Below are 24,172 nucleotides of genomic sequence, written 5' to 3' on the forward strand. Positions count from 1 at the left end.
TCATCCGGAGCCGGTGCGGGGACTCGGGCGTGCTCCTGGTGCTCCTTCAGCATGCCCCGGGCGCGTTGGCCCGGCATTGACGAAAGCTTTATCGCGCGCGGCGATCACCCGCGCACGGTCGGTGTCATTCGTCTTTCGGCGGCCGAGCCTCGGAAAGACTCATGCGACGACCCCGCCGCGACGGCCGGGGACGATCTACGCTCATCCGGCGCACAGCAGTGAACCGCAACTCGTCCGCCGGCGAAAGGTGTGGCACCGAAATGGCCGAAGTGGACCCCGAGGTCGAGTACACCGCAACGCACCAGTGGGTGCGGCGGCTGCCGGGCAACTCGGCGCGCATCGGCGTCAGCGATTTCGCGCAGGAGGAGCTGGGCGACATCATCTCCGTGTCCCTGCCGGCGGTCGGTGCCGAGATCGTGGCGGGCGAGCCGTTCGGCGAGGTCGAGTCGACGAAGAGCGTGGCCGAGGTCTACGCGCCGGTTTCCGGAGTGGTCGCCGCGGTCAACGGCCTGCTCGCCGACAGCCCGGAGGTCGTCAACGACGACCCGTACGGCGACGGCTGGCTCATCACCGTCGACGTGCGGCCCGGGGAGACGAAACTGTTGGGCGCGCAGGACTACCGGACCTCCACCGAGGGCTGAGCCACGTGGGCGAGGCAGGCGTAGGTCGCCTCGACCAGCGCCATCTTGCGCGGATCGTCGCGTGGGTGGGCGCCCATCCGGTTCATCACGTACCCGAAGCCGACGCCGTTCTCCGGGTCGGCGAACCCGGTCGAGCCGCCGAACCCGTCGTGCCCGAAGCTGCGGGGGTTGGGGCCGAAGCTGAGCTGGCCGCTGCCGAGGGTGAACCCGAGGCCGAACTCGTTGTCCAGCCCCATGACCAGGTCGCGGCCGCGGCCCTGGCCGGTGCGGGCGAGCTCGATCGTTTCCTGGCGCAGCAGCCGTTCCGACCCGTCGGCGAGGGCGCCGTAGATCGTGGCGAGGCCGTGGGCGGTGCCGTGCCCGTTGGCCGCAGGCACCTCCGCGACGCGCCAGCGGGTGAGGTTCGCCGTGCGGCCCAGGGGAAGCGGGTTGGCGAGCGCGGCCAGGGTCGCACGGTCCGGCACGACTGTCCTTTCCGGACCGGCGGACGGCTCGACCATCGTGGAGCAGCGGGTGAGGTCGTCGCGGCTCACTCCGATGTGGACGTCCACGTTGAGCGGTTGCGCGACGTTGGCGCGGAAGAACTCGCCGACGGTCTGCCCGGTGATCCGGCGGATCACCTCGCCGACGAGGAAACCGTAGGACAGCGCGTGGTACCCGCTGGTCGAACCGGGCTCGAACAACGGCTCCTGTGCGGACAGGAGCAGGGTCATCTTCGTCCAGTCGAGCAGGTCGTCGATCTGCAGCGGGTGCTCGGGCGCGACCCCGGTGACACCGGAGCGATGCGAAAGCAGCCACCGGACGGGGATGCCGGCCTTGCCCGCGGCGGCGAATTCGGGCCAGTAGCGGGCGACCGGCGCGTCGAGGTCGAGATCGCCGCTTTCCACGAGCTGCATCGCGCACAGCGCGACGAGGCCCTTGGTGGAAGACCACAGGTTGGTCAGTGTCGGGCGTCGCCACGGAACCCGGCGCTCCTCGTCCGCCCAACCGCCCCACAGGTCGACCACGGTCTGGCCGCGCACCACGACGGTGACGGCCGCGCCCAGCTCGTCGCGCTCACCGAAGTTCTCGCGGAAAGCCTGGGCCACCGGCTCGAAACCTTCGGCGGTCTCACCGTGCACGGGTGCGGGGGACGAGAGGGGCATCGGCTTTCCTTAGGTCGAGGCGAGATCGCCGGACGCGCTGGTGGCGGCCCGGCGAGGTCGATTCTCCCCGGCCCTGCGGCGGGAAAAGGCCGCGTTGGCCGGAAAGGCGGGAAACGTCGCCCGCGCGATCACGGGGTCGCCCGCAGGAGGTCGTCGAGTGCACGCCGGGCTTGCCGTCCGTCGTGCTCGCGATGTTGCTGGTGGTAGAGATCCACCGCCTGGCGCAGGCTCTTCAAGGCGAGGTCGTGGCGGCCCAGCTTCTCGTAGGCGGCGCCGAGCGTGAGCAGGGTGTCCGGGATGGAGAACATCTCGTCCCCGAACAGCGCCAGCGCCTCTTCGAGGTAGGCGATGGCCCGGTCGAGATTCCCGAGGCCGAGGTGGATGGTGCCGAGAGTGTCCAAAAGGGCCGGACGTATGTTGTTCATGCGGGCCTCGTCGGCCAGCGCGAGAGCCTGTTCCGAGATCTCCAGCGCCCTCTCGTACTGGCGCTCCAGCTGCAACGCCCACGCGAGGTGGTTGCCGACCCATGCCCGGATCGCCGGGGGCAGCCCGGCGGCCAGCTGCCACGCGTCGGTGCTCAGCTCGACGGCCTCGGCGATCCGCTGCGCCCGTACGGAGATCTCGGACCACGCGTTGAGGCTGAGCACCCGCTGCGACACGTCGCCGAGCTCCTCGGCGATGGTCAGCGCCACCTCCACGTGCTGGACGGCTTCCTCGTGGCGGCCGGTGCGGGTGAGGGCTTGGGCGATCACGCGGCGGGCCAGACATTCGGAGCTGCGTTCCCCGAGGATCTGCGCGGCGGCCAGCCCGTCGCGCCAGACCCCGATGGCGTGGTGCGCGTCGCCCTGGGTGGCGTAGAGCGAGCTGCTGCCCCACGCCAGCTGCCACACGATCTTGTGCCACTCGCGCTCTTTCGCCACCGACCGGACGGCGCCGATGTTCTCGGCCTCCGTGTTCACCCACCGCTTGGCTTCGGTGCTGTCGCGCAGCGGCACGGGCGTGCACCCCGCGGGGAGCGGCACCGGGGTGATGGGTGGGCGTCCGGCGTCGGCGAGAGTGACCGCGTGAACCAGGGTGTGGAGGTAAAAGCACGTCAAACGGTGGAGTGCGGACGTGATTTGTTCGTTGTCGCGCGAAAGTTGTGCGAGTTCTCGCGCGTACGCACGCACCAGGTCGTGAAGGCGGAAGCGGCCCGGCTCGTGTTGCTGGACCAACGAAGCGCGTTCGAGAACTCGCAACGCGGTCCGCGTCGCCGCGTAGGTCTTGCCCGCGAGTGACGCCGCGGCGTCGAGCGAGATGTCCGGGCCGGGCACGAGACCGAGCAGCGTGAACAGCTCCGCGGGCTCGCCCGCCAACGCCGCCAGTGACGTCCGCAGCACGGCCCGGATGCTGAGGTCGGTGCCGATCTCCAGCGCGTTGAGGGTGGAGCCGGAGTCGGCGAGCTCGTCGGCCAGCGCGGTGAGCGCGAACTCGGGGTGCTCCTGCGCCCGGCCGACGACGATGCTCAGGGCCAGCGGCAGGCCCCCACACGCGTCGGCAAGCCGGGTGACGGCCGCGGGCTCCGCTGCCGTGCGCGAAGGGCCCAGCCGCGAGACGAGCAGCTGCCGGGCGGCGGCGCCGTCGAGGACGTCGAGGGAGATGAGGTCGGCGTGGTGGCTCGAGACCAAAGTGGTCAGCCGGTTGCGGCTCGTGACCACGACCGGGCACTGCGAGGTACCCGGCAACAGCGGGGTGACCTGGTCGGCGTCGAGCGCGTTGTCGATGACCACCAGCAGGCGTTTGTCCGCCACCAGGCTGCGGTAGAGACCGCTCATCGCGGCGAGGTCCTGCGGGACGGCCGCCGGCTTCACGCCGAGCGCGGAGAGGAACGCGCGCACGGCGGTCTCCGGCGGCACCCGGTCCCCGGACGGCGCGAACCCCCGCAGATCGACGAACAGCTGCCCGTCGGGGTAGCGGCCGGCGTGGTCGTGCGCCCAGCGCAGCGCGAGACAGGTCTTGCCGACCCCGCCGGGGCCGACGATCACCGACACCGGAGCGTCCGCCAGCGCCGAGAGCTCCCGGTCGCGCCCGGTGAACGCGCGCGGCGGCGCCGGCAGCTGCCGCGGAACCGGCGGTGGCAGGCCGGGATCGTCGTCGGCCGGGCCGGACCGCGCGGGTTGATCGTCCACAGTGGTCTCGTCCCGCAGGATCGCCTGGTACACGGCCCTCAGCGCGGGGCCGGGATCCACCCCGAGCTCCTCGGCCAGCAGCGTCTTCACCTTCTGGAAGTGCCGCAACGCGTCGGCCTGGCGGCCGGTTCGGTGCAGCGCGACCATCAGCTGCCCGGCCAGACGTTCGTCGTACGGGTGGTGCTCGGCCCGGCTGGTGAGCGTCGGCAGCACCTGCGCGTGGCGACCGAGCTCAAGCTGCAGGTCCGTTCTGGCCAGGAGCACTTCGTCGCGCTCGGCCAGCAGCGCGGTGCGGAACTCCCGCAGCCACGGGCTGTCCAGCCCCGCGAACGGTTCGCCCCGCCACAGCTCCAGCGCTTCGTCGTAGAACCCGACCTGCTCCTCGGCGTCCTCCGAACGCCGGGCGAGGCCGCTCAGCCGCCGGAAGCGATGTACGTCGACCTGGCCGGGCTCGACGTCGAGCACGTACCCGTGGCCCCGGCGCACGATCCGGTGCTCACCCGCCAGCGCCGTGCGCAGCCGGGTGAAGTAGCTGTGCACCATGCCCCGCGCGCTGCCGGGTGCTTCGTCGCCCCACACGCGGACCACGAGGTCGTCGAGCGAGACCGGCTGCCCGGCTTCGAGCAGCAGCGACACCAGGATGGCGCGCGGCCCGGCCGGGCCGATCGGCTGGGGCTCCTCGCCCCGGACCACCTCGACGTTGCCCAGGAGCCGGAAGCCGAGAGACATCTGAGACCACCTCTGACCCGCTCCGCGCGAACATTCGCCACATCTTAAGCACGGTCGTCGAATGTCTCACCCGACAGGTAACCGCGTCCCGCATTCTAGTTCCGCGCCGTCGACGAATTCGGATCCGGAATCCTTATCATTCGATTAAGGAATGCGCCGCGTCGTGCCGCCCGGATTCGGTCGCGGCGGCTACATTCGCGGGAAGCCTCGCGAAAGGAGCCCCCATGGCCGCAAGAGCCCGGACCGTGGGCTTCACCGGGATCTGCCTGGGGTACTTCGCGATCATCCTCGACGGCAGCGTGCTCAACATCGCCGTGCCCGCGCTGCGCGACGACCTGAAGACGTCCCTGGCCTCGGTCCAGTGGGTGATCAACGCGTACACGCTGTGCCTCGCCGCGCTGCTGCTCACGGCGGGTGCGCTGGGCGACCGCTGGGGCCTGCGCCGATGTTTCCTCTGGGGCACCGCGATCTTCACCGCCGCCTCGCTGGCCTGCTCGCTCGCGCCGTCGGTGCACGTGCTCATCGCGGCCCGCGTCGTGCAGGGCGTGGGCGCGGCGGCGCTGCTGCCCGCGACGCTCGCGCTGATCCGCACGCTGTTCTCCGACGACGGCGAACGCGCCCGCGCCACGGCGATCTGGGTGTCCACCGGCGCGATCTCCACCGCGGTCGGGCCCATGGTGGGCGGGCTGCTGATCGACGCGTTCGGCTGGCGCAGCATCTTCCTGATCAACCTGCCCATCGGTGTCGCCGCGATCCTGCTGGCCCGGGCCGGGATCACGGAGGCGCCGCGCCACAAGCGCAAGGTCGACCACGCCGGGCAGGTCACGGCCGTGGCCGCGCTCGGGCTGATCACCGCCGGCGTGATCGTGAGCGGCAGCGCGGGCTGGAGCTCCCCGCTCAGCCTCGGCCTGCTGGCCGGCGGCCTCCTGTCCGCCGCCGCGTTCTGGCTGGTCGAACGCCGCGTCGCGCAGCCCATGCTGCCGCGGGGGTTCTTCTCGGTCCGCGTGCGCACGGTCGCGGTGGCAAGCGCCGCGTTCATGGGGTTCCTCTTCTACGGCACGCTTTTCGTGATGTCGCTGTACTTCCAGCAGGTGCGCGGCTGGTCGGCGGGCGAGGCCGGGATCGCGCTCCTGCCGCTCACGGTCGGCTCGACGATCGGCTCGCTCGTCCTCTACCGGCCGCTGTCGCGCAGGTTCGGCAACCCCGTGGCGCTGCTGACCGGGTTCGCCTGCTGCGCGTCCGGTGTCGCGGTGCTGCTGGTCTTCACCGGGGCCCCGGCGTATGTACCGGTCGCAGCCGGCCTGCTGCTGGTCGGGGTGTCGAGCACGATCGCGTTCTCCGCGCTCACGTCGCTGCTGGTCCCGAGCGTGCCGGTGCACCAGTCGGGTGTCGCGTCCGGCGTGCAGAACACGAGCCGGCAGTCGGGCGCGCTGATGTCGGTGTCGGTGCTCGGCGCGATCCTGAACACGGCGGCGTTCACGGCGCGGCTGCCGATCGCGTTGGGCGTACTCGCCGCGGTGGTCGTGCTCGCCCTCGTCTCGGCCGGGTTCGCGATGCGGCCCGCCCGCTGAACCGTTGTCCGTTCGAGCACCGAAATCGGTCCGTGCGACCAAGATCGGCGTGGGACCGGTTCGGCCGACGGGGCCGCCGGGTAGCCAGGTGCCGACCCGGACGAAGGGAAGTTCTCATGTCGGCTGGCACTCGGTGGCACGTGATCCCGCGAACCGCGGGGCTGTGCGTGCTCTGGCTCCTCGTCGGTCTCGCGCTGGCCGTTCAAGCCGTGCTGGTGCTCAGCACCTCCAGCGTGAACCAGCCCGCGCTGGAGGTGGTCGTGGCCGTGCTGGGTGTGATCCTGGCGGGGTGCTCGATCGCCGGGCTGGTGTCCCCGCGCCGGCGCGGTCGGTGACCTACTGGTCGAGCACGACGTCGGTCTCCGGCCGGGCGAAGCACACGAGGATCCGCCCGGCCGGGGGCAGTTCGAGCGGCGCCGGGTCGTACGTCGTCGTGCCGGCGAGCAGCGGGGTGTCGCAGGTGTGGCAGACGCCGCTGCGACAGGCCCAACGCGTGGGCACGGCACACGCTTCGGCCAGCTCCAGCAGGGTTTCCCCGTCGTCGCGCCAGCGGACCGTGAGGCCGCTGCGGGCGAAGGTGACGGCGGGGCCGGCTCCGGGCGGGCCGTCCGGCGGGTGGGGCGCGACGGTGCCGGCCTCGCGCACGCCGGGGTTGATCGCGGCGAGGGCGCCGAAGAGTTCCGTGCGCACGTCGGTGCAGCCCAGCGCGACGAGAGCTTCGCGGACGTCGTCCATGAAGGACGGCGGGCCGCAGACTTACGCGGTGGCGCCGGCCGGCAGGGCGAGCTCCTTCAGCGTCCGGCCGGTGACGCGACGGCTGTCCGCGCCGGATTCCGGCCGGGTGTGGAAAAAGTGCGCGTGACTGTTCGGCAGCCTCGCGAGCAGACCCCGGACTTCGAGCTCGAACGCTTGGTCCGCAGCGTTGCGGGCCGTCTGGATCCACTAGATCTCACGCTCGGGCTCCTCCGCGGCGAGCTGGTGCAGCATCGCCAGGACGGGGGTGACACCGACGCCGGCGGACAGCAGCACGACCGGGCCGGAACCCGGCTCCAGCACGAAGTCGCCGCGGGGCGCGGCCGCGTCGAGGGTGTCGCCGGCCTTCAGCACGTCGTGCACGTAGGTGCTGGCGGCGCCGTCGCGCTTCACGCTGATGCGGTAGCCCTCGGTCGTCGAGAGCGAGTAGCTGCGGACCAGCGGCGGTTCGCCGGCACCCGGCAGCCGCACGGTGAGGTACTGGCCGGGCCGCGCGGCCGGGAGGGCTTCGCCGGGCGCGTCGAGGTGGACGGACGTGATGGTCGCGCTCTCGCGCACGACCTTCGTCACGGTCAGCGGCCGGAACCCGGTCCAGCCCGGGTCAGCGGGCTTCTCGGCCGGGCTGAGCAGGTCGCGGAACGACTGGCGCCAGCCGGGGCTGAGCGCGGGGATGTCGACGGCGGACTCGAGCGCTTCGGTGGTGCGGTTCGGGGTGTAGAGCAGGGCGTCGACGTCGGCGACGGTCATCTCGTGCGGGCCGCGCCGGGTGCGCACGATCTCGTCGCCGGCCGCGACGTGGCCCTCGCGCAGGACGCGGAAGTAGAACCCCGGCCGCCCGTGGGACACCAGCAGCGACGGCAGCTCCGGCTCGTTCAGGCGCATGCCGACGCGGAAACACGTGACGCGCGGCTGCGTCACCTCGAACTCCGCCTCGCCGATGCGGTAGCGGTCGCCGACGCACACTTCGTCGTCGGGCATCCCGGTGACGGTGAAGTTCTCGCCGAACTGCCCGAACTCGTAGCTGTCGTGCCCGAAGTACGCCTGCCAGTACTCGATCGACTCCAGCTGGTAGACGAACACCGCGCGCTGCTCGCCGCCGTGCCCGGCCGGGTCGCCCTGCCCGTCGCCGTCGACGTTGAGCCGCCGCACCATCCGGGGGCCGCTGACCGCGCTCTTCCAGATGCCGGTGTGGACGATCCTGCCGTTCCACTCGACGTCCTTGGGCATTCCCACGTTGACCGACACCAGCGTTGGCACGCCTGCTCCTTCCGCGATGGCGCCAAACTACTGTGGGCGCGTTTTCCGCGGTGTGCGGGAAATGGTCACGTCACATGAAATTTCCGGAGGATCTTGTTAGATTTTCCGAATGACAACGCTGCGCGCCCTGGAATGTCTGGTCGCCCTCGTGGAAGAGGGCTCGGTGACGCGTGCCGCGGCCTCGTTGCAGATGTCGCAGCCCGCGCTGTCGCACCAGCTCGCCTCGCTCGAACGCGAGATCGGCACCCCGATGGTGCAGAAGATGGGCCGTGGCGTGCGCGTGACCGCCGCGGGCCACGCGGTCGCGGAAGAGGCGCGGGTGGCGTTGAAGGCGTCCGAACGCGCGGTGCGCGTGGGCCGGCAGATCGGGTCCGGCGGAGCGGGACGGCTGCGGATCGCCTGCGCCGAGACCATGACGGCGTGGCTGCTCGTCCCGGTGCTGCGGCACTGGCGGGCGCGCCGGGCCGAGGTGCTGATCGAGCTCAGTGAGCACACCAGCTCCGACCGGATGGTGGAACTCGTGGCGTCGGGCGAGGTCGACGTCGCCGTGGGACCGCGGCCGTCGGAGACGGGTGAGCACCTCGAAGTGCTCGGCGAGGAGGAGGTGGTGGTCGTCGCGCCGGCGGGCCACCCGTTCGGCGAACGCCTGTCGGTGCCGTTCGCGGATCTCGCGGCGGAGCCGTTCGTCCATTTCGTGAGTGACAACGGGTTGTCGGTGTGGCTCGACCAGCTGGCCGCGGACCACGGTGTGGTGCTGGATCCCGTGCTGCGCACCAGGAGCCCGCGCACGGCCGCGCAGCTCGCGGCCGCGGGGATGGGCGTGACGATCGTTCCCGTCTCGGCGCTGCCTCCTCGCCCGCCGGGGGTGGTGCGGCGGCTGGATCCTCTGGTGGAGCGGGAGATCGTCGTGGTGGTCGCGGCGCCGTCGGACTCGCTGGTCGACCTGTTCGTGGGCGATCTTCGACGGCGTGGGTTGCCCGGAGGCCGTCCGGCGCGCGCGAACTGAGAGTGTGACGGAATTCTTTCGGCCTCGGCGCCGCGGGTTCCGCGTCGCCTGACGCGGCTACCGTGACGCTCGACCTGGTTGTCGACCGGGAACGCGAAATGGGTTCGCACTCTCTTCTCCCGCAATGATTCTCGCGGCTCTGGCGCGCGTTCCCCCGATCACGGAAGAAGCGCGTACGTGGATCAGCTGCAGGCTTTTGTACTCGACGTCGACGGGACCGACATCCAAGCGGAGGGCGCGCGGTTGCGCGCCGGCGGCTCGGCGGTGGTGGTGGAGCTGCCGGGCGGGGTCCGCGCCTGGGCGGTCGGCCACGCCGGCACGCTCAAGTCCCTGCTGACCGACAGCAGAGTGTCCAAGGATCCGCGGCAGCACTGGGCCGCGTGGAAGGAAGACCGCATCGCCGCCGACTGGTCGCTGCGGCTCTGGGTTTCGGTGCAGAACATGTTCACCGCCTACGGAAGCGACCACCGGCGGTTGCGCTCGCTGGTCGCGTCGGGCTTCACCGCGAAGCGGACGATGGAGCTCAAGCCGTGGGTGGAACGCATCACGGCGACGCTGCTCGACGAGGTGGCCGCGCTGGGCCGGGCCGACGTCGTCGACCTCCGAGCGGCTTTCGCGTATCAGCTGCCGGCGGAGGTGATCTGCCGGTTGTTCGGTGTGGACGACTCACAGCGCGCCGGCCTGCGCAAGGTGGTGGACACCGTCTTCGACACGACGACCACCCCCGAAGCTGCGCAGGCCAACGCCGAGGACATGTACCGGATCCTCACGGGCCTGGCCGAGCAGAAACGCGCGCGGCCCGGCGACGACGTGACGAGCGCGATCATCCAGGCCGACTCCGACCGCTTCGGCCGGCTCACCGACGCCGAGGTCGTCGACACCCTCATCCTCATGCTGACCGCCGGGCACGAGACGACCGTGAACCTGCTGGACCAAGCCGTGACGGCGATGCTCACGCACCCGGAGCAGCTCGCGCTCGTGCGGTCCGGCGAGCGCACGTGGAGCGACGTCGTCGAGGAAACCCTGCGGTGGCAAGCACCCGTGGCGTACCTGCCGCTGCGGTACGCGGTGACCGACATCGACCTGGGTGACGTCGTCATCCCCGAGGGCGACGCGATCCTCGCCGCCTACGCCGCGGCCGGCCGGGACGAGGCGGAGTACGGCGAGACCGCGGGCGAGTTCGACATCACGCGCGGGGTGAAGCAGCACCTGGCGTTCGGGCACGGGATCCACCACTGCCTCGGTGCCCCGCTGGCGCGGCTGGAGGCGACGACGGCGTTGCGGATGTTGTTCGAGCGGTTCCCGGACCTCGCTTTCGCGGAACCGTCGGCACGGCTGGTGCCGATGAGCTCGTTCCTGTCCAACGGTCACGCGGAGCTGCCGGTGCGCCTGGGGCGTGACGCAGCTGTGTGACGGGCGGGGCGGTGGCCTCGATGCCTCGGGGCCACCGGTTTTCGGCTCAGGTCAGGGGTTCGCCGCCGTCGACGCGCAGGGTCACGCCGGTCAGGAACGGGTTGGTCATCGCGAAGAGCACGGCCGACGCGATGTCGTCGACGGTGCCGATGCGCCGCGCCGGGTTGTGCGTGCGGAAGTGCTCGAAGTAGGCGGCTTTGCCTTCTTCGCCCAGGGCGTCCCAGATGCCGGTGTCGATGACGCCCGGGGAGATGGCGTTGACGCGGATCGGCGCCAGCTCCAGTGACAGCGAGCGGGTGAGGAAGTCGGCTGCGCCGTTGGTGATGGCGACGCCGAGGAAACCGACCGCGGGCTTGAACGCGGCCACGCCGGAGAACAGCGTGAAGGATCCGTCTTCGGAGAGGTGCGGCGCGAAGTGCTTGGCGAGCATGACAGGTCCGATGACCTTGGTGTCGAACGAGCGGCGCAGCGCGTCGCGGTCCAGCTCTTCGAGGAGGCCGCGGGCGCGCGACGACGCCGTGGTGACGAGGTGGTCGACCTGGCCCAGACGTTCGGCCAGTGCGGCGATGGACTCGTCGACGGTGACGTCGACCTCTTCGGCGCGGATGCCCTCGTCGTCGTAGGCCTGGGCCAGCTTGGCCGGGTCGCGGCCCGCGACCACGACCTGGGCGCCCTCGGCGCGGGCCGCGAGCGTGACCGCCCGGGCGATGCCGCTCGGCCGTCCGATGACCAGAACCGTCCGGTTTTCCAGCGCTGTCTCCACGGCCGTCCCTCCCGTGCTCCTCTGTGGACTCTTCCACCGTAGGGCCCGGGCGCGGCGGGGAGCCATCGATGTTGTGGCTGGTCAGGTGAGGTTTTGTGCATGGATGGATGGCAACCATTAGGTGGGTATCCGGCTGTCGACCTTGATCGTTCGGCTGGGTGAAAGTCCGGGTCTTGCATCTGAATGACTAATGGGTATAGCGTCTTTGTATACGTTAGTTAGACGGTGGGTGAAGCATTCGCCGGCTCTCGTTCACGGGCAGAAAACTTTCATGAAGCGGGCCGAGTCCCCGGCCTACGCTTCCTCGCGGGACTGTGCAAAGGAGACACACTCATGTCCGAATCCCTCAAGGGACGCAAGGTTCTCGTCGTCGGTCGCGGTAGTGGCATCGCCCGGGCGGTGGTGCTCGCGGTGCGCGCCGCGGGTGCGGAGGTCGTCGTCGCCGGTCGCGACGAGGAGAAGCTCAAGGGCGCGTACGACGATCCGGGCGTCTCGGTCGAAACGGTCGACCTGACCGACGAAGCCAGCGTGGCCGCGCTCGCCGAGCGTCTCGGGCAGGTCGACCACGTCGTGTCCACGGCGTCGGCCCGCGCCCGCGGCCTGGTCGGTGACCTGGCGCAGGGCACGATCGCGCTTTCGTTCGAGACCAAGGTCATCGGCCCGATCCTGCTGGCGAAGCACCTGGCCCCGAAGATGCCGGCCGACGGCTCGATGGTGATCTTCTCCGGCGCGACGGCCCGCAAGCCGTCGATCGGGATGCTGGCCGTCGCCGCGACCAACGGCGCGGTGGACTCGTTGACGAAGGCGCTCGCGGTGGAGCTCGCACCGATCCGCGTCAACGCCGTCTCGCCGGGCACGATCGACACCGGCGCGTACGACGCCCTCGGCGACGACAAGAAGGCCGCGCTCTTCGCGCAGCGTTCGGCGAGCAACCCCGCGCGGCGGATCGGGACGTCTGAGGACATCGCCGACGCGGTGCTCTTCGCGCTCACCAACGGGTTCGTGACCGGGGTGTCGCTGGGCGTCGACGGTGGCGAGGCGCTGGTGTGACGCTGTCCTGAGTGGACGGTCGTGGTGGTTCGGCGCGGTCCCGATCGGGCGCGTCGTGGGGGATCGAAACGATGAACGGAGGTTCGTGATGCCGTTGCCGTGGTTGCTCGCTCCGCAGCCGGACGTGTTCCGGGGCAAGTTCCTCGTGCCCGGCGCGTTGCCGGATCGCCTGTCGTACCGCGAACCCCTGCGACGCCGTCTGCGGGTGCGGTTCGCGGGGGAGTGGATCGCGGACAGCGAGGACGTCGTTCTCCTGCACACGCCGGGCCGGTTTCCGGTCGCGTACTTCCCGGCAGCGGACGTGCGGGTCGAGGTGCTGGAGTTCCGCCAGCGCACGACGCTGCACCCGGATCTCGGGAAGACGGCGTGGTTCGCCGTCCGCGTCGGGGACCGGGTTCACGAGGGTGCGGCGTGGCAGCACGTGCGGCCGCCGGCTCATGCGGCTGAGTTCGCGAACCTCGTCGCTTTCTCGTGGCGGGCGATGGACGGGTTCCAGGAGGAGGACGAGCCCGTCACCGCTCATGCCGCGGACCCCTACCACCGCATCGACGTCCGGAACGCCTCGCGCGAGGTAGTGGTCGAAGCAGACGGACGGGTGGTCGCGAAGTCGCGCCGGTCGCGGGTGCTGTACGAATCGGACCGGGAGCCGCAGTGGTATTTGCCGCGGGCGGACGTCGACGAGACCGCGTTGGCCGAGGAGACCTTGCGGACTCGGTGCCCGTACAAGGGGGTCGCGACGTACTACGCCATCGGTGGGCAGTCCGGGGCCGCGTGGTCCTATACGGACGCGCCGGCGGAGTCGGCGGCGGTCGCGGGGTTCGTTGCGTTCGACCCGAACAAGCTCGGGGTGTACGTCGATGGCAAGCGGTTGCACGACACGCTCGGCCGCGGTGGAGCGAGGACAGGGCTGGATCGGGCGTTCGCTTCGCGTCGCTGAGGTGGGGCGCGGCGGCTGGGACGCTGAGGTGGGGTGTCATGGCCGGGGTGTTGCGGCCGGGACATTGAGGTCAGTGGCCGTCCGCGAACAGCCGTTCGCAGTGGTCGAGGAACGCCTGCGCGCGGTGCGTGAGCGGGCCTCCGGCCGGCCAGCCCATGATGACGGGTGTCGAAGGTGCCTTTTCGCGCAACGGAAGTGCGATTACTGCCAGGCCTTCGTAGGATTGCGACAGCGCGGGTTGCTGAACGGTCATCGAGTAGCCGAGACCGCGTGCGACAAGCGACCGCGCGAGTTCGAAACTTCGCGCCCGGTGTGCGGGAACCATCGCCAGCTGTGCGGACTCGAACACGGCACGGAAGTAGCGCTCGCTCGGGGGCACGTCGAGCAGGATGAAGGGCTCGTCGGCCAGCTCGTCGAGCGAGAGCGCCTCGCGGCCGGCCAGCCGGTGGTCGCCCGGCAGGAGGATCGCGGGCTGCTGGTCGTACAGGGTCCGGAACGTGATCGCCGGGTAGACGTCCTGTTCGTAAAGGAACGCGATCTCACACCGCCCGTCGAGCAGGTGGTCCTGGATCTCGGGCAGGCTGCCTTCGACGAAGCGCACCGACACGTCGGGATGGTCGTTTTCGAACGTCGCGATCGCGGCCGGCAGGTGGAACGGCGCGATCGGGCCGTAGCAGCCGACGACCAGCGTGCCGCTCACGTCGCGGCTCAGCCCCCGGGCCTCGACGCCGAGGTCGCTCATGGCCCCGACCACCCGCCGCGCGTCGGTGAGCACCTGTTTGCCCGCCGCGGTGAGCGAAGCGCCACGCCGGGGTGAACGGATCACCAGCCGCAGGCCGAGGGCGCGTTCCACCTCGGTGAGGGCCAGGGAGATGGCGGCCTGCGAGACGTGGCAGCGCTCGGCCGCGGTGGTGAGCGAGCCCGTTTCGGCGACGGCGATCAGGTATTCGAGCTGCCGGATCGTCACGTTCGGCAGATTCATGAGCTGAGCATATAACTGGGCTCAGTTCTTCAAGCTGGACTCGGTAATCGCTGGTTGGCAGTGTTGCCGAGGTGACTCAGACGCGGAAGCACCGATACCCGTTCGCGCCGTACGCCCCGCCGCGGCTGCCTGTCGACGAGGGGCTGCGCCGCGGCGCCGAGTTCCACCGCCACCTGGACCGGCGGCGGTCGGTGCGCTGGTTCTCACCCGACCCCGTGCCGGCCGAGGCGATCGAGCTCGCGGCGCGCGCGGCCAACACAGCACCCAGTGGTGCGCACCAGCAGCCGTGGACGTTCGTCGCCACACAGGATGTGGTGGTGAAACACCAGATCCGGGTGGCGGCCGAACAGGAAGAGCAACGTTTCTACCACGAACGCGAGATCCCCGAGTGGCGTGCCGCGCTCGCGCCGCTGGAAACGGACGAGCACAAGGAGTTCCTGGAAGTCGCACCCTGGCTCGTGGTGGTGTTCGCGCAGAAACACCGGGTGTTGCCAAACGGACAGCTCCAGAAGACGTACTACGCGTCCGAAAGCGTCGGGATCGCGTGTGGGTTTTTCCTCGCCGCACTGCACTCGATGGGGCTCGCGACGCTGACGCACACACCGAACCCGATGGCGTTCCTGAGCCGGGTGCTGCACCGTCCGTCGACCGAGCGGCCGTACATCCTCTTCCCGGTGGGCTATCCGGCCGACGACTGCGAGGTCCCCGCCCTCACGCGGAAACCGCTGTCGGACGCACTGGTGTTCGTCGGCGACTGAGCATTCAGGACCAGGTGCGTTCAGGACCAGGTGCGTTCAGGACCAGGTGCGTTCAGGACCCGGCGCGTTCGGGGCCCGGCGCGTTCGGGACCGGGCGCGTTCGGGACCGGGCGCGTTCAGGACGCGGTGTTTTCAGGACACGGTGCTGCCAGAACGGGACACAACGCGTTCAGGACACGGTGATCGGGTCGTCCAGGTGGAGCGTGCCCGGCCGCACGACCTCGGCGTACGCGCCCGCGCACGGCATGGCCTTGCCGAGGCCCGCGACGTCGATGCGGTTGCCCGCCATCACCGCCCGCACCGCCTGCGGGTTGCGCGGCAGCGTGCCGTGGGCGAGTGACGGCACGGCACACCGCGGGGTCGGCAGCGTGACCCTCAGCCGCGCGCCCGTACCGGCGTCGCCGAACTGGATTTCCTTGCCCAGCCAGTGGTTCTCCACGAACGCGCCGGTGCCGGGCGGGGTCGCGATGACGAGGTTCGGCCGGTAGCGGATGGCCTCGGTGTCGAGGTGGTCCAGCGTCGCGGTGCTGATGAGGTGGATCGGGGAGTGGTCCACGAAGTTGAGCCCGGGGGTGCCCTGGCCGATCTGCAGGGTCTGGGCCGGAACGACGGCGCTCACGCCGTTGTCGAGGACGTCTTCCGGGTCCGGGCGTTCGACGGACGCGCCGTCAGGCCGGATCCCGGACACCGTGATCGCGCGGCCCAGCAGGTCCGACAGCCGCGAGCCGGCTTCGGGGTCGTCGGCGGCCAGTCTGGTGCCGTCCGGGAAGGTGATGAACACCCGGCCGTCGGTCTCGGCCGCCAGCTCCAGGAGCCGGCGCCACAGGCGCGGGTGTTTCGCCGTCGCGACGAAGCCGGTGTCGGAATCGATCACGGCGAGCGTGCGGTCGCCATCGAGGCCGGCCGCGCCCACCCGCGCTTCCGTGACTTCCTCGCCGAGCATGGATTTCACCGGATAACGCCGCAATGCCACTACACGCACGTCTGCCTCCTCAGGGGTGTCCGGAACCGCACACGGAATGGTGGACGACGAACGCGATGCCCACCCGCGCGGCACGAGCGGACGGGTTGTGCACCCGGTGCGTGCGGCCGGAGGTCGAACTGGGTGGGGCCGCCGGACCTGAGCGCGATCTCCTCGTCGTCTTGTGCAGCCGGTGCGTGCGGCCGGAGCCCGAACCGGATGGAGCCGCGGGACTTGAGCGCCATCTCCTCGGCGCCCTGGAGCGCGCGCCGTCGCGGACGTGGCGCCTTCTCTCGCCGGCGTGGTGCACGGCGCCGGTTTCGGTGCCGGGCACCAGCTCGAGCCTGACCACCGCGATCGTGGCGCGCGGCCCGCTGAGCACTTCGTCGCGTCCCTCGGCGTTTTCGTGCGCCACGCCCTGTCCGGCGCGCACCAGGTGGTACTCCTCGCCGGGCTGGTCGGTCACGAGCTTGCCGATCGAGGTGCCGTACGTCCGCGCGAGCTGCAGGGGCTGCCGATTGAGATGGCGTCCGTGGGCGCGAGCTGCAGGGGGCTGCCGATCGACGTGCCGTCCGTGCGCGCGACCTGCGGGCTACCGATCGAGGGCCGCGGTTCCCTGCGCTCGAGGCGCGACAGCTGGGCGATCCCCGTGAGTTCCGCCAGGTGGGTGAGCGTGAGCCCGCGGTCCGTGCGCAACTGCTGAAGTTTGCGCGCGACCAGGCGGTCGATGTCGCTGTCACCCATGGTCTGCCCCCGCTCGGCGACCCGTCACGCGCCGGCCTGGCGGGTGCGCTGGTAGTGGCGGCGGGCCTTCATGCGGTTGCCGCACACGGCCATCGAGCACCAGCGGGCGGTGTTCGGCTTGCTGTGGTCGATGAGGAACAGCCGGCACTCCGGGTTCGCGCACGGCCGCAGCCGGCCGGGGCTCGCGTGGCGCAGCGTGTCCCAGGCCAGCACCGCGCGCGAGGCGGCCGCGCGCCCGGAGGCGGTGTCGAGGTCCCACTTGATCCCGCCGTCGTCGAAGACGGCGCGGTAGCTGAGGCCGTCGACGAACGGGGCCAGCGCCTCGGGCCCCGCGTCGCCGCGCACGACGTCCTGCAACGCCGCGCGCACGTCGACCAGCGCGCGCCACTCCTGCGCGGACGTCGGCTGGCCGTGGGCGGCGAGCCACTCGCGGCCCAGCTCGGCGTCGGCGAGCTCGTCGTGCGGCGTCCCGTCGAGCACCGGAGTGGTGTTCAGCAGGTCGAGCAGCAGCTTCTCGTCGGTCACGGCTCCAGGCTAACCGGCAAAATCGGGGTTGACAAGTTAGGCACGCCCTGTTTGAGTACTAACCATCAAACAACTCGTGAGGAGTTAGAACTCATGACCGCAGTCCACCACCGCTACGCGACCGTCGACGGCCGGCAGCTCTTCTACCGTGAGGCCGGGCCCGCCGACGCCCCCGTGCTCGTGCTGCTGCACGGCTTCCCGACCAGCTCGTTCATGTTCCGGAACCTGATCCCGGCGCTGGCCGACCGCTACCACGTGATCGCGCCCGACCATCTCGGTTTCGGCCTGTCCGATGCGCCTGCGGCCGACGAGTTCGACTACACCTTCGACGCGCTGACGGACCTCACGGCCGGCCTGCTGCGTCAGCTCGACATCACCCGCTACGCGATCTACGTGCAGGACTACGGCGCCCCCATCGGCTGGCGCCTCGCGCTCGCGAACCCCGACGCCATCACGGCGATCGTCACGCAGAACGGCAACGGCTACGACGCCGGTTTCGTCGAGGGGTTCTGGAAGGTCGTGTGGGACTACCAGGCCGAGCAGAACGCCGAAACCGAGGCCGGCATCCGCAGCGCGCTCAGCCTCGAGCTGACGAAGTGGCAGTACGTCACCGGCGTCCCCGACGAGACCCTCGTCAGCCCCGACACCTGGAACCACGACTTCGCCCTGCTTTCACGCCCGGGCAACGACGAGATCCAGCTCGCGCTCTTCCGCGACTACGCCACCAACCCGCCGCTGTACCCCGCCCTGCACGAGTACCTGCGCAAGACCCAGCCGCCCGTCCTCGCGGTCTGGGGCAAGAACGACCCGATCTTCGGCCCGGACGGCGCCACCGCCTTCACCACCGACGTGCCCACCGCCGAAATCCACCTCCTCGACGGCGGCCACTTCCTCCTGGAAACCGCCGGCGCCGAGGTCGCCGCCCACATCCGCGACTTCCTGGGCCGCGTGCCTTCGCCGCACTGAGCTTTGGTCGCGGTGGTGCCCGTTCTTCCGCCACCACCGGCTTTCCTCCGGGCGGCCTGACCCTTATGCGACGCCATCCCCGCCGCGCGGGGCCTGCCGCCGCGGCGGGTCGGCGCCGGGTCTTCCACCACTACCGGCTTTCGTCCGGGCGGCCCGCCCCTGCGCGACGCCATCCCCGGCGCGCGGGGCCTGTGGGCGCGGCGGGCCGGTGTTCGTTCTCCCGCCATTGCCGGCTTTCCTTCGGGCGGCCTGACCCTTGTGCGACGCCATCCCCGTCGCGTAGCGCGCGTGGCCGCGGTGGGTCGGCGCCGGGTCTTCCACCACTACCGGCTTTCGCCCGGGCGGTCCGGCCCTGCGCGACGCCATCCCCGTCGCGCGGGGCCTGTGGGCGCGGCGGGCCGGTGCTCGTTCTCCCGCCATCACCGGCTTTCCTTCGGGCGGCCTGACCCTTGTGCGACGCCATCCCCGTCGCGTAGCGCGCGCGGCCGCGGCGGGTCGGCGCCGCGTCTCCCGCCACTACCGGCTTTCCTCCGGGCGGCCTGCCCTTCCGCGACGCCATCCCCGTCGCGCAGGGCGCGTGGCGCCGGCGGGCCGGCGCCCGGAGCCCGCACTCCGGCCGCCGGCCCGTGTCGATCCTGTGTGTTGAAGCCTTACCTACGTTGTTGAGGCGGTGGCGTGCCGTCTCGGCTCTGCCGAACCGGCGGTGAGGCCAGGGTCGCTTCCTCGTCCGTCGTGATGCGCGGGGTGCCCGCGACGTCGGCGGGCAACTGCACCTGGCACGCGCGGTCCACGGAAATGCACCGCCACACGGCCGCGGGCCCGGACCCGGCCGACGGTGACCAAGTCGTCGCGGCGCAGGATCGCTGCACGTTGTCCATCGAGCCGTGTCACAAGTCGCTCCCCTTTTGGTTTGCCTAGTAGGCAGACCGCGACTCTCGATGGGCGGTGGGGAAGCAGGCGGTGACGGGTTTCGGGGGACTCCGTCACCACCTGCCGGCGAGGGGGCGGAGCAGCGGGGGAGGGAGAGCGGCTGCTCCGCGGGTCACAGTGTGCGCCCGTCCGGGCGATTTGCCCCGAAACCGGACTGAACGGCCAGTGATGTCTGTCCGGGTGGTCACTCCGCCCTCGGGACCGGCATCCGTAGCCGTTCGATGAGATCTGGACGCCGTCGGCGGCGCATCGAGACCGGCGTGGTCCACGTCAACGACGCCACCAGCCACGGCGAACCCATCGTCGCGTTCCGCGGCGAGAAACGTCCGGGCCGCCGCTACGGCGAGTGGGGCCTCACCGAGTTCACCACGCCGAAGTGGATCTCCGTCCGCCGTGGACGCTGGGTCTTCCCGTGTTGACCATGTCCCCCGACACTGGCAAGGGCGGCGCGAGCTTCGCCAACACCGTCGCCGCGGAGGTCGCCGTCCTGGGCCGTGTCAGCGCGCGCCGAGCTTCTTCTTGCGCGTCATGACCAAGCGCGCGTGGATCAGCCCGAGGAGCCCCAGGTGCGCGAGGACAAGGGCGACGACCGGGCTGTGCCGTTCCACGGGGAAGCAGTCGTCGAGGGTGTAGTCCTGCCAGGCGATCGCGGGGTCACACGCCTCGCCGGACGGGGTCACGAAGTCCGGGCCTCCGATCATGCCGCGGAACGTGAGGAACACCCCGACGATGAGAGCCGCAACGCTGGTGATGGCGACGATGGCACGTGCTGACACAGACTGCTCCTCGGATCCGCGGGTCGATCACTCGATCGCGGCATTCGTCTCCTTCGTTACGTTCCGGGCGCACGGGACACGAAGCAGTTCGCCGTCGCGGTGGCCAGGAGCGTGCCCGCGGTGTCCTCCAGGCGCGCTTCGGCCAGGACGACCTGGGATCCCGAGTGGAGCACGCGGCCGGTGGCGGTGATCGGCCCTGTGTCGATGCGGATGGCCTTGAGAAAACGGACGGAAAGGTCCAGAGTGCTGAACCCGCTGCCGAGCGGGAGGGTCGTGTGCACGGCGCACGCGGCCGCCGAATCGAGCATCGTGGCGTAGAGGCCACCGTGGACGGTCCACATCGGATTGTAGTGGTACTCGCCCGGTGTGAGGCGGAAAACGGTCTCACCAGGCGACACCGACACCAACCGAAGGCCGACGAGGTCCATCATCGGCGCGGATGGGATGTCGCCGCGCGCCATGGCCCGCAGGAACTCCAGGCCGCTGAGCTCGGCCGCCGCACTGGCGAACGCGAGGTGATCGGCCCAGGAAACGGTGCGGACCCGCTCGGCGGGTTCGGTGCCGGCGGCGAGCTTGGCGGGCTCTGCGATGCGTGTGCGCTCGGCTGGCGCGGTGGTGGCGGCGGGCTTGGCGGATCTGGTGGTGGTGGTGTGCATCCGCTCGGCGGGCTCCGGGGTGGTGGTGTGTTTGTGCTCGGCGGACTCGGTTTTGGTAGTGGGTGTGTGGTCGCTGGCCACGGTGCGCACCCGCGCTGCGGGCTCTGTCGTCGTGGCCGCGGCTGAGGTGCGTTTGTGCTCGGTGGTGGCGCACGCCCGCTCGGCGGGTTCGGTGGTGGCGCTGCGGACGCGGTCGGGCGACTCGGTGGTGTTGGCGGGCGTGGTGCTGTCGGTCATGGGGTTTCCTTCACGGCGGCGAGTGCGTTCAGCGCCGAGTGGAGGCCCGTGTCCACGGCGGCGCGCATGGGGTGCGGGCGGCGCTCGGTGCGGCCGATGTGGGGGCTGCCGAGGGGCGGGCGGATCTGCAGGGTCGCGGGGTGTGTGGCCAGCAGGCGTTCCTCTTCGGATCTGAGGGTTGCGCGGGCGAGCCAGGGTTCGAGGGCGCCCGGTGCGTGGCGGGCGAACCAGCGGGTCGCGACGAGGCGTTCGCCGCGGGAGGGAGCGGTCGCAGTGGTCTCGTCGGAACGTCGGGTGCGGAAGGCGACGAGGTGTGTTGCTTTCTGCGCAAGCGCTGTTCGGATGGGAACGGATTCGCTCACGCCGGCGTCGACGAAGTGTCGGCCGGCGATCTCGATCGGTTCGCCCGCGAGCAGGGGCATGGCGGTCGACGCGCGCAGGGCGGCCTGCAAGCCGGCCTGGTCGTGGAGGTGCTCGTGCAGGTCGGCGGACTCGCCGGTCATCGCGTCGGTGGCGGTGGGGTGGAACTCGACGGGGTTGTCGAGGATCTCCCGGAACCCCATCGGGACGACCTCGGTGTAGAGCGTGTGGACGAGAAACTCCGTGTCCACCACCGGCCGCCGGCTCAGGAGGCGCTTCGGGTTGATCGTCCGGCCCATGATCATCGGGTCCCACCAAGCGTGCTGGGTGCTTTCCGCACGTCCGCACAGCAGCCACGCGCCGTTGAGCGCGCCGGCGGAGCTCCCGTAGACGGCGTCGAACAGCGGCAGCAACCCGAGTTGTTCGATGGCGATCGTCATGCCGCTCGAATACGCACCTCGAGAGCTCCCGCCCTCGATGAGCAGCACCAGGCGAGCGTCGTCGCCGCGGTTTCCGGGGGTGCTCCCGCTGCGACGGCGTTCTCGCAGCAACTCCACGACGGCTTCGGTCACCGGTGAACCTTCTTTCGTTCGGATGTGAGAAATTTCCCCTGAGTGACGGCGAGCAGCGCCCCCACGACGGTGATCACCGCACCCGCGACCTGCACGGCGGTGAACGACTCACCGAGGAACACCACGGAAGTCACAGTGCCGAACACCGGCACCGCGAACATGGTGATCGTCGCGGTCACCGGGCTGACGGCCCGCAACCCCCGGTAGTAGAACAGGTACGCGATCGCCGTCGGTCCGATCGCGAGGAACACGAGGTTCCCCCACGTGAGCGTGGACACCGATGTCCATTCAGTACCAGAAAATGAGGGAATTGCGACAAGCACCAACGCCAACGCGCCCACACCCGTCGCATACGTCGTGGCCCGCAACGGTTCCATGCCGCTCAGCACCTTCTTCGACGCGATGCTGTACGCGGCCCAGCACGCCGCGCCCGCCAGGTAGACGAAGTCGCCGGCGAGGCGGGTTCCGCTGAACCCCGCACCACCCCCGCCGACGCCGAGGAAGAACACCACCGAGCCCGCGATCCCCAGCACCAGCCCGGCGATGCGCGCACCGGACGCCGATTCCTTACCGGTCACCAGGAAGTACAGCGTAGTCAGCACGGGACTGAGCACGGGCACGATGATGCTGCCGTCGATCGAGGGGGCGAGGGAAAGCCCCCAGAAGAAAAAGAAGTTGTACGCGAACACCCCGACGAGCCCGACCAGCCCGGCTCGCACCAGGTCACGCCAGGAAAAGCGCGCCGAACCCGGGCGCAGGCACAGCAACACCACGAGAATCACCGCGCCCGCCCCGAACCGCAGGCAGGCGGCGACGTCGTGCGGCAGCTCACCCACCACGACCTTCGAGCTGGTGAACGCCGCCCCGAACAACACCATCGTGATGAGCAGGTAGGAGTACGGAGCGACGCCACCGTCGCGTTGTTCGGGCATGAGTTCGGTCCACTTCGTTCCGGGTACGGGAAAAGGCTGGGGATCACACCGATCCTCGCCGCCCGGCGCGCGGATTTCTTGTACGTTCCTTGCATGGCAGGCGAGTCCGAGATCACCGCCTGGAGCCCCGGCGTTCCCGGCATCAGCGAGGTGTTCCACGCGCACTTCGTGCGGCACGCCTACCCCGTGCACACGCACACCGTGTGGACGTTGCTGATCCTCGACGACGGCGTGCTCCAGTACGACCTCGACCGCCACGAGCACGGCACCCTGCGTTCGCAGGTCGTGCTCCTGCCCCCGCACGTGCCGCACAACGGCCGCACCGCGGCGCCGCACGGGTTCCGCAAGCGCGTGCTGTACCTGCCCGAGGACGCGCTCGACGCGCGCCTGATCGGCCCGGCGACCGACCAGCCGAACCTGCCGGACCCGAAGCTGGCGGACCGGATCAGCCGGCTGCACGACACGCTCGCCGCACCGGGCGACGAGTTCGAGGCGCAGAGCCGGCTCGCGTTCATTTTCGAACGAGAGCCCGACACCGGTTCCGACTCCGCCGCCATCCGCACCACGGCCGTGCTCGTCGGGGACCACTACGTGCTCAACGGCGAGAAGATCTTCGTCACCTCCGGCGAGCGCGCCGACGCCGTGGTGGTGTGGGCGACGCTCGACCGCACGCTGGGCCGCGCGGCGATCAAGTCGTTCGTGGTGGAGAAGGACTCGCCGGGGTTCGAGCTCGTGCGCCTGGAGCACAAGCTCGGCATCCGTGCCTCCGACACCGCGCACCTGCGCTTGGACAACGTGCGTGTGCCGCGGGAAAACCTGCTCGGCGACCCGGAGATCAACGTCGAACGCAGCTTCGCCGGCGTGATGCAGACGTTCGACAACACCCGTCCGCTCGTCGCGGCGATGGCCGTCGGCGTGGCGCGGGCCGCGCTGGACGAGACGCGCACGCTGCTCGCCGAGGCCGGCCTGACCATCGACTACGACCGCGCCGGCCCGCGGCAACCCGCGGCCGTCGCGACGTTCCTGGACCTGGAGGCCGACTACGAGGCGGCCTACCTGCTCACCCTGGAAGCGGCGTGGATGGCGGACAACGCCCGGCCGAACTCGATGCACGCGTCGATGGCCAAGGCGAAGGCCGGCCGCAGCGCCACGGACATCGCGCTGGGCTGCGTCGCGCTCGCCGGCAGCCTCGGCTATTCGGAGGACTCACTGCTGGAGAAGTGGGCGCGCGACGCGAAGATCATGGACATCTTCGAAGGCACGCAACAGATCCAGCAGCTCATCGTGGCGCGCCGGCTGCTCGGCAAGTCGTCCGCCGAACTCAAGTGATCGGAGTGGAT

General features: G+C 70.5%; 25 protein-coding genes. 11 read left to right on the forward strand and 14 right to left on the reverse strand.

What is annotated here, in order from left to right; all coding sequences use genetic code 11:
- The first annotated feature begins 260 nt into the window (after positions 1-260).
- Positions 261-641, forward strand: coding sequence for a glycine cleavage system protein GcvH (gcvH, locus tag ACFY1H_RS17420; protein ID WP_386947434.1), 381 nt, complete (start codon positions 261-263; stop codon positions 639-641).
- Here the strand turns inward: gcvH and ACFY1H_RS17425 are convergent.
- Complete coding sequence (locus ACFY1H_RS17425; protein WP_386947436.1) at positions 617-1,786, reverse strand: serine hydrolase domain-containing protein; 1,170 nt, start codon at positions 1,784-1,786, stop codon at positions 617-619. The genes gcvH and ACFY1H_RS17425 overlap by 25 nt on opposite strands.
- 128 nt (positions 1,787-1,914) lie before the next feature.
- A complete protein-coding gene (locus ACFY1H_RS17430) occupies positions 1,915-4,683 on the reverse strand; it encodes a BTAD domain-containing putative transcriptional regulator (RefSeq protein ID WP_386947438.1) in 2,769 nt (922 codons plus the stop codon).
- Positions 4,684-4,907: 224 nt separating this feature from the next.
- Between ACFY1H_RS17430 and ACFY1H_RS17435 the strand changes: the two genes are divergently transcribed.
- Positions 4,908-6,254, forward strand: coding sequence for an MFS transporter (locus ACFY1H_RS17435; RefSeq protein WP_366587413.1), 1,347 nt, complete (start codon positions 4,908-4,910; stop codon positions 6,252-6,254).
- Between the two features lie 116 nt (positions 6,255-6,370).
- The gene (locus ACFY1H_RS17440; RefSeq protein WP_366587415.1) at positions 6,371-6,589 is read left to right on the forward strand and encodes a hypothetical protein; all 219 of its coding nucleotides are present in this window, start codon (positions 6,371-6,373) and stop codon (positions 6,587-6,589) included.
- Position 6,590: 1 nt separating this feature from the next.
- Here the strand turns inward: ACFY1H_RS17440 and ACFY1H_RS17445 are convergent, their stop codons facing one another.
- Both ACFY1H_RS17445 and ACFY1H_RS17450 read right to left on the reverse strand, forming a co-directional pair.
- Positions 6,591-6,989: a 2Fe-2S iron-sulfur cluster-binding protein gene (locus tag ACFY1H_RS17445; protein WP_386947440.1), complete on the reverse strand. Its 399-nt coding sequence runs from the start codon at positions 6,987-6,989 to the stop codon at positions 6,591-6,593.
- Positions 6,990-7,196: 207 nt separating this feature from the next.
- Positions 7,197-8,264 (reverse strand): MOSC domain-containing protein, encoded by a 1,068-nt coding sequence (locus ACFY1H_RS17450; protein WP_386947442.1) that lies wholly within the window; start codon positions 8,262-8,264, stop codon positions 7,197-7,199.
- Between the two features lie 109 nt (positions 8,265-8,373).
- Between ACFY1H_RS17450 and ACFY1H_RS17455 the strand changes: the two genes are divergently transcribed.
- Both ACFY1H_RS17455 and ACFY1H_RS17460 read left to right on the forward strand, forming a co-directional pair.
- Entirely contained in the window at positions 8,374-9,270 is an 897-nt protein-coding gene (locus ACFY1H_RS17455; protein WP_366587419.1) for a LysR family transcriptional regulator, read from the forward strand.
- Between the two features lie 177 nt (positions 9,271-9,447).
- Entirely contained in the window at positions 9,448-10,683 is a 1,236-nt protein-coding gene (locus ACFY1H_RS17460; protein ID WP_386947444.1) for a cytochrome P450, read from the forward strand.
- Between the two features lie 46 nt (positions 10,684-10,729).
- On the opposite strand, the gene ACFY1H_RS17465 is transcribed toward ACFY1H_RS17460, so the two are convergent.
- Entirely contained in the window at positions 10,730-11,446 is a 717-nt protein-coding gene (locus tag ACFY1H_RS17465) for an SDR family oxidoreductase (protein WP_366587424.1), read from the reverse strand.
- Between the two features lie 333 nt (positions 11,447-11,779).
- On the opposite strand from ACFY1H_RS17465, the gene ACFY1H_RS17470 reads away from it, so the two are divergent.
- Together ACFY1H_RS17470 and ACFY1H_RS17475 are read left to right on the forward strand one after the other, a co-directional pair.
- The gene (locus ACFY1H_RS17470; RefSeq protein ID WP_386947445.1) at positions 11,780-12,496 is read left to right on the forward strand and encodes an SDR family oxidoreductase; all 717 of its coding nucleotides are present in this window, start codon (positions 11,780-11,782) and stop codon (positions 12,494-12,496) included.
- Between the two features lie 88 nt (positions 12,497-12,584).
- Entirely contained in the window at positions 12,585-13,433 is an 849-nt protein-coding gene (locus ACFY1H_RS17475; RefSeq protein WP_386947446.1) for a DUF427 domain-containing protein, read from the forward strand.
- Between the two features lie 70 nt (positions 13,434-13,503).
- Here ACFY1H_RS17475 and ACFY1H_RS17480 read toward each other — a convergent pair whose 3' ends face one another.
- Complete coding sequence (locus tag ACFY1H_RS17480) at positions 13,504-14,415, reverse strand: LysR family transcriptional regulator (RefSeq protein WP_386947448.1); 912 nt, start codon at positions 14,413-14,415, stop codon at positions 13,504-13,506.
- 71 nt (positions 14,416-14,486) lie between these two features.
- Between ACFY1H_RS17480 and ACFY1H_RS17485 the strand changes: the two genes are divergently transcribed.
- Entirely contained in the window at positions 14,487-15,173 is a 687-nt protein-coding gene (locus ACFY1H_RS17485; RefSeq protein ID WP_386947450.1) for a nitroreductase family protein, read from the forward strand.
- Between the two features lie 169 nt (positions 15,174-15,342).
- Here the strand turns inward: ACFY1H_RS17485 and ACFY1H_RS17490 are convergent, their stop codons facing one another.
- The 4 genes from ACFY1H_RS17490 to ACFY1H_RS17505 are packed head-to-tail and all read right to left on the reverse strand — an operon-like array spanning position 15,343 to position 17,403.
- Positions 15,343-16,155, reverse strand: coding sequence for an MOSC domain-containing protein (locus tag ACFY1H_RS17490; protein ID WP_386947452.1), 813 nt, complete (start codon positions 16,153-16,155; stop codon positions 15,343-15,345).
- A gap of 10 nt (positions 16,156-16,165) precedes the next feature.
- On the reverse strand, positions 16,166-16,600 hold the full coding sequence (locus ACFY1H_RS17495) for a hypothetical protein (RefSeq protein WP_386947453.1): 435 nt from the start codon (positions 16,598-16,600) through the stop codon (positions 16,166-16,168).
- Entirely contained in the window at positions 16,597-16,878 is a 282-nt protein-coding gene (locus ACFY1H_RS17500; RefSeq protein ID WP_386947454.1) for a helix-turn-helix domain-containing protein, read from the reverse strand. The genes ACFY1H_RS17495 and ACFY1H_RS17500 overlap by 4 nt, the downstream gene beginning before the upstream one ends.
- A 24-nt stretch (positions 16,879-16,902) precedes the next feature.
- Positions 16,903-17,403: a CGNR zinc finger domain-containing protein gene (locus tag ACFY1H_RS17505; RefSeq protein WP_386947456.1), complete on the reverse strand. Its 501-nt coding sequence runs from the start codon at positions 17,401-17,403 to the stop codon at positions 16,903-16,905.
- Positions 17,404-17,496: 93 nt separating this feature from the next.
- Here ACFY1H_RS17505 and ACFY1H_RS17510 point away from each other — a divergent pair, with 93 nt between their 5' ends.
- On the forward strand, positions 17,497-18,369 hold the full coding sequence (locus ACFY1H_RS17510) for an alpha/beta fold hydrolase (RefSeq protein WP_386947458.1): 873 nt from the start codon (positions 17,497-17,499) through the stop codon (positions 18,367-18,369).
- A gap of 1,151 nt (positions 18,370-19,520) precedes the next feature.
- On the forward strand, positions 19,521-19,718 hold the full coding sequence (locus tag ACFY1H_RS17515; RefSeq protein ID WP_386947460.1) for a hypothetical protein: 198 nt from the start codon (positions 19,521-19,523) through the stop codon (positions 19,716-19,718).
- A gap of 78 nt (positions 19,719-19,796) precedes the next feature.
- Here the strand turns inward: ACFY1H_RS17515 and ACFY1H_RS17520 are convergent, their stop codons facing one another.
- Genes ACFY1H_RS17520 through ACFY1H_RS17535 form a run of 4 tightly spaced genes read right to left on the reverse strand, consistent with a single transcriptional unit; the run spans position 19,797 to position 22,832 of the window.
- A complete protein-coding gene (locus ACFY1H_RS17520; protein WP_366587446.1) occupies positions 19,797-20,075 on the reverse strand; it encodes a hypothetical protein in 279 nt (92 codons plus the stop codon).
- Positions 20,076-20,131: 56 nt separating this feature from the next.
- Positions 20,132-20,968, reverse strand: a complete 837-nt coding sequence (locus ACFY1H_RS17525) for a PaaI family thioesterase (RefSeq protein ID WP_386947462.1) — start codon at positions 20,966-20,968, stop codon at positions 20,132-20,134.
- Positions 20,965-21,900, reverse strand: a complete 936-nt coding sequence (locus ACFY1H_RS17530) for a patatin family protein (RefSeq protein ID WP_386947463.1) — start codon at positions 21,898-21,900, stop codon at positions 20,965-20,967. The genes ACFY1H_RS17525 and ACFY1H_RS17530 overlap by 4 nt, the downstream gene beginning before the upstream one ends.
- Entirely contained in the window at positions 21,897-22,832 is a 936-nt protein-coding gene (locus ACFY1H_RS17535; protein ID WP_386947465.1) for a DMT family transporter, read from the reverse strand. Before ACFY1H_RS17535 ends, ACFY1H_RS17530 begins: the two co-directional genes overlap by 4 nt.
- 93 nt (positions 22,833-22,925) lie before the next feature.
- Between ACFY1H_RS17535 and ACFY1H_RS17540 the strand changes: the two genes are divergently transcribed.
- Positions 22,926-24,161 (forward strand): acyl-CoA dehydrogenase family protein, encoded by a 1,236-nt coding sequence (locus tag ACFY1H_RS17540; RefSeq protein WP_386947467.1) that lies wholly within the window; start codon positions 22,926-22,928, stop codon positions 24,159-24,161.
- Positions 24,162-24,172 lie beyond the last annotated feature (11 nt).

The sequence above is a fragment of the Amycolatopsis sp. NPDC001319 genome, from assembly GCF_042896185.1.
Lineage (GTDB): Bacteria > Actinomycetota > Actinomycetes > Mycobacteriales > Pseudonocardiaceae > Amycolatopsis.